Below are 5,025 nucleotides of genomic sequence, written 5' to 3'. Positions count from 1 at the left end.
CAGACGCTGGAGCGCCATCTTGTCCTTGCCGAGGTCGACGCCGTGCTGGCCGTTGAAGGTCTTGATCAGGTGGTCGGTGATGCGCTGGTCCCAGTCGTCACCACCGAGCTTGGTGTCACCGGAGGTCGACTTGACCTCGACGACCCCGTCGCCGATCTCCAGCAGGGACACGTCGAACGTGCCACCACCGAGGTCGAAGACCAGGATCGTCTGCTCCTTCTCGCCCTTGTCCAGGCCGTAGGCGAGGGCNGCGGCGGTCGGCTCGTTGACGATGCGCAGGACGTTGAGGCCCGCGATGGTGCCGGCCTCCGTGGTCGCCTGGCGCTGGGCGTCGTCGAAGTAGGCCGGGACCGTGATCACGGCATCGGACACCGACTCGCCCAGGTATGCCTCGGCGTCCCGCTTGAGCTTCTGCAGGATGCGGGCGCTGATCTCCTGGGGGGTGAAGCCNTTGGAGTCGACCGTCATCTTCCAGTCGGTGCCCATGTGGCGCTTGACGGAGCGGATGGTCCGCTCGACGTTCGTCACGGCCTGCCGCTTTGCGACCTCNCCGACGAGAACCTCGCCGTTCTTCGCGAAGGCCACGACAGACGGAGTCGTCCGGGAGCCCTCGGCGTTGGCGATCACCGTGGGCTCTCCACCCTCCAGCACGCTCACGACGGAGTTCGTGGTGCCGAGGTCGATACCGACCGCTCGTGCCATGTCTGTATGCCTCTCGATCATGTGCCCCGCCTGGTGGAGGCCGGCGGGACGCTTCTGTTGGTGTGAGCCCCGGATCTGGTTCNNGCGCCGAAGCACGTGGTGCGCGCGACCCGTGGTGCCCGAGTGCATCGGGCTCGGCCGCGTGCCCCTCGCATCCGGAGTGAAGCGCCCGGAGTCGACTTGAGTATGGTCCGCTCAGGATGAACGAACCTAGGATAACCCGTCGAACCTGAGTCCTGTCCACTCAGATTTTCTTCGCCGGTACCGCTACTGGAGTCGTAGGTCCAGTTGGTCACCTTACGTGAGGTTCACATCGCTGCGTGGCAGGTCGGTGTCCGAGTCGCCCGGCGCCGCGGCGCGGGCACGGCCGCGCCGCGCGCTGGATCAGACCGGCCCAGCCNGGTACACGTGTCCTGTGCACTGCCTGTCCTGTGCACTGCCTGTCCTGTGCGCGGTCTGTCCTGTGCGCTGTCGGGCGCGCGCCTGCCGACGCGCGGCGCCGGGCACGCTCAGGGCAGACGGCGCCCAGGCGGGTATGACGGCCTTGACGGGGCGGTGCGCTGACCGCCCGAACAGACGGGCCATGCCCGAGCGCCCGCCGGGCCGAGGCGGGGCCGTGGGAGAACGGCCGTTGCGGAGCGTGGCCGTGGGAGGTCGGCGGCTGGGAGGTCGGCGGCGGGGAGGTGGCTGCGGGCGAGCGCGAGCGGGGCCCGGCTGGACGGCAGACCCGTCAGTGTCCCTGCCCGCCGCCGCGGCTCCTGGTGGCCGCCGCGGTTCCTGGGTGGCCACCGCGGCCGGGTGCGGCGACGGCTCGCCCCGAGGTGTCAGGCCGGTCGCCGGACCGCCGGTCGCCGGACCGCCGGTCGCCGGACCACCGGTCGCCGGACCGCCGCCGGCGGCTGCCGTCTCTGGGGATCTACTCGCCCGCGGTCGGCCCCGCTGGCGGGCCCGCGCGGCCGTCGCTGTTGGGCTCACCGGGCGTGGCCGGCTGATCGCCACCAGCCCCCGCCGGGCCCTGGGCGCCGCCCTTGGAGAGCAGGGGCCCACCGGAGGGACGCCCCGAGGGCTCGCCGCGCTCCGGTCGCACCGAGGCCAGAGCGCGGCCGCGGCGGCCGGCGCGTGGCCGGCCGAGGGCCCCCCTGGGCGGCGGCGCGTTCCCGGGCCCGGGAACGCCGAGCAGATCGGCGGACCCCGCGGAGGTGCCCGCCCCGAGTCCCGGCGTGGAGTCGTCTCCCGGCTCGCCGGGGCGAGCCGAAGGCAGACCGGCGCGGTCGATGAGATCGGCCTGCCGGCCGAGGTCGGTCTCGATCTGCGCGAGTCGGTCGAGCATCGCGGTCGCGTCGCCGCCGCTCTCCCGGATGGTGCGCAACGCGTCCATCANGGTGAGCCACTGGTCGCGGTCCACCACGACGTGCTCGGCGAGCCGGTTGGACGAGTAGGGCGGGAACAGTCGCNGTGCGGCGGCGACCACCTGCTGGACCTGCCCCGGGTTGAGGACACCGGNCTTGTGCCGGATGTAGTCGACGACGTCCTTCACGTTGATGACGGTGACGCCTTCGACCGCGCCGTCCTTCCACAGGACGCTGGCCTCGACCATCACCAGGATGGGAAAGTTCGGGATCTTCAGCATGGGAAGCGCCGCCCGCACCTGGTTGCGCACCTCGCCGCCCAGCCAGGCGGTCTTGTCGATCGCGGGCTTGAGGGACTCGCCGTCGACGACGGCGCCGCCCTTGGTGTAGCGGACGACTCCCTTGTTGGTGTCGCTGCTGAGGACCATCNCCCNGCCGGGGCCGACCAGCAGGTGCCCGATGGTGGCCTGCGAGTAGGGGACCGCCCGGTCATGCATGATCACGTAGCCGTGCCGGCGCAACCGGGAGATGGCGCGCGCGGTCTTCCGCTCTGCCTCGGCGGCCTCGCGCAGGGTCTCGACATCCGGCGAGACCCCGAACGCGGCGATGGCCATGCCGCCCGGCCAGATCACAAGCAGGGCCACGAACACGGCGACGCCGAGCCCGGGCAGGCTCAGCCCGAAGCCGATGACGAGGCCGAGCCCCAACCCGACGATCGCCGCCCGGACGGCCGCGCGGGGTACGTCGCGGGCGATGCGGTCACGCCTGACCATTGCCTGGTTCTCGCGCGCCCGGAGATACTCCGTATGCTGAGAGAAGCCGGGCCGACCGGCCCGGCTCGCCGCCGGCCTGGTGCTTGTCGCCATCGTGCCCACCATGGATCGCAGGGTCATCAACGTCGTCGGGCCCGTCCCGGGGACGCGCCGGCGGCCCTGGCGACGNCATCGCCGGCCGGCCGGCCACGCACCCGGACTGGCGCAGCATGAAACCGTGCCCGCCCGGACCAGGGCACCCACCCATGTTGGACGGGTACCCGCGGTCATCACAAGAGTTGACATTGACACTCGGGATGATCCACGGGTTGGGGAGCCGCTGCTCGGCGGGTCGCCGCGGCACGTGCCGCCGGGCCGCTGACCGGAAAGGGCGCCAGTGGTCCTGGTCGGGGCTCGTGGNGTGGCTGGACGGGAGCGGACAGTGCGGAGAGTCGTGGTTCTGGCGGTTGCCTGCCACTCAAAGTAGCAGGCTCCCCGTTGGGTTGGGCAGGATCAGCCCAACGGGAACCCGATCCCGCGACGCTCGGACCACGTCGTGGCAGGGTTCGGGGNGGCGGCGGAGAAAGCACGGCCGGGCCGACGCCATGCATCGGCCAGCCNGCACCGTCGTGGGGAGTCGGAGATGTGGTGGAGTGTCACCGGTGATCCGGACGTGTCTCTGGTCACTCCGGTGGTCGCCGGTCGCACGGTCGCGGCGAGTCTTGCTTCTCGGAGCCGGGCCGGCGGCTGTCGCGCATCGTGTCGTGGTCGCGGANGGCTTCGGAATGGTGGCCGCCCGTAGATCCGTAGCCGGGATCAGCAAGTTACCGGCCGGTACGAGTAGGCTCGCCGCGNCGTCAGGNAGCACGGAGACCTCAGCAGCACGGGGATAGCAAAGACTGATGGAGGACCTGTGAGAATCGCGATCGGTGGAGCGATCACGCTGATCGCTCTCGCGGTGGCCGGCCGCCGCGTCTTCTGGCTCACCAGGCTGATCAGATCCGGCCAGCCCGCCGAAGGGCGGCTCGACGATCTGCCGACCAGGATCTGGACGGAGATCAGCGAGGTCGGCGGACAGNGCAAGCTCCTCAAGTGGTCTGTGCCCGGACTGGCGCACTTCTTCACCTTCTGGGGCTTCACCATCCTCGGGCTGACGATCGTCGAGGCCTACGGAGCCCTGTTCGACCACGACTTCCACATCNCGCTGTTCGGCGACTGGGCGATCATCGGGTTCCTGGAGGACTTCTTCGCGGTCGCCGTCCTCGCGGGCCTGCTCACCTTCACCATCATCCGGCTGCGTAACGCCCCCGCCNGGCTGGACCGCAAGTCGCGCTTCTACGGCTCCCACATCGGCCCGGCCTGGGTCATCCTCGGCATGATCACCCTGGTCATCGTGACCCTGCTGATCATGCGTGGCGCGCAGTTCNACGCCGGCACCCACCCGCAGGGCGACACCAAGTNGGCGTTCGCGTCCTGGCTGGTCAGCGAGCCGCTCAGCGCCTTCTCCGNGCACACGAACGAGGACATCGAGACCGCGTTCCTGCTGCTCAACATCGCGATCATCATGGGCTTCCTGGTGCTCGTGGTCTACTCCAAGCACCTGCACATCGGGCTCGCGCCGATCAACGTCATCCTGAAGCGCGAGCCGGTGGCGCTGGGCCCGCTGGGCACGACTCCNGACATCGAGAAGCTGATGGAGGAGGACGAGCCGATCGTCGGTGTCGGCAAGGTCGNGGACTTCTCCTGGNAGGCCATGCTCGACTTCGCCACCTGCACCGAGTGCGGGCGGTGCCAGAGCCAGTGCCCCGCCTGGAACACCGGCAAGCCGCTGTCGCCCAAGATCCTGATCATGGACCTGCGGGACCACCTCTTCGCGAAGGCTCCCTACCTCCTCTCCACCAAGGGCGCCGAGGAGGGTGAGGAGGCGTCGAAGGCGGTCACCGGTGTCTCCGAGGACGCCTCCAAGAAGCACGCCGTGCACCATGTGCCCGAGTCCGGCTTCGGCCGGGTGCCCGAGCCCGGCCAGCCGCAGGTCGACCGCCCGCTCGTCGGCACGGAGGAGGAAGGCGGGGTCATCGACCCCGACGTCCTGTGGTCGTGCACCAACTGCGGGGCGTGCGTCGAGCAGTGCCCGGTGGACATCGAGCACGTCGACCACATCGTCGACATGCGCCGCTACCAGGTCATGATCGAGTCGGCGTTCCCGTCCGAGGCCGGCGTGA

2 protein-coding genes and 5 pseudogenes are annotated in these 5,025 nt (G+C 70.4%); 1 reads left to right on the top strand and 6 read right to left on the bottom strand.

Annotation, left to right across the window (positions count from 1 at the left end; genetic code table 11):
- The 6 genes and pseudogenes from UG55_RS44410 to UG55_RS44380 form a co-directional block, all read right to left on the bottom strand.
- A pseudogene (locus UG55_RS44410) lies at positions 1 to 249 on the bottom strand (Hsp70 family protein); the annotation flags it as partial.
- Between the two features lies 1 nt (position 250).
- Positions 251 to 450: pseudogene (locus UG55_RS44405) on the bottom strand (Hsp70 family protein); the annotation flags it as partial.
- 1 nt (position 451) lies between these two features.
- A pseudogene (locus UG55_RS44400) lies at positions 452 to 549 on the bottom strand (Hsp70 family protein); the annotation flags it as partial.
- A gap of 1 nt (position 550) precedes the next feature.
- Positions 551 to 702, bottom strand: a 152-nt coding sequence (locus UG55_RS44395; RefSeq protein WP_242425143.1) for an Hsp70 family protein, incomplete at its 3' end; no start/stop codon positions are given.
- A gap of 1,504 nt (positions 703 to 2,206) precedes the next feature.
- A pseudogene (locus tag UG55_RS44385) lies at positions 2,207 to 2,480 on the bottom strand (NERD domain-containing protein); the annotation flags it as partial.
- A gap of 5 nt (positions 2,481 to 2,485) precedes the next feature.
- Positions 2,486 to 2,824, bottom strand: a pseudogene (locus tag UG55_RS44380) (NERD domain-containing protein); the annotation flags it as partial.
- 1,727 nt (positions 2,825 to 4,551) lie between these two features.
- Between UG55_RS44380 and UG55_RS44375 the strand changes: the two are divergent.
- Positions 4,552 to 5,025 (top strand): (Fe-S)-binding protein (locus UG55_RS44375; RefSeq protein WP_242425142.1); only part of this gene is annotated, 474 nt, incomplete at both ends.

Origin of the sequence: Frankia sp. EI5c (assembly GCF_001636565.1) — a bacterium.
In the GTDB taxonomy this organism is placed as follows: Bacteria; Actinomycetota; Actinomycetes; order Frankiales; family Frankiaceae; genus Parafrankia.
This window is presented reverse-complemented; position numbering and strand designations above follow the sequence as displayed.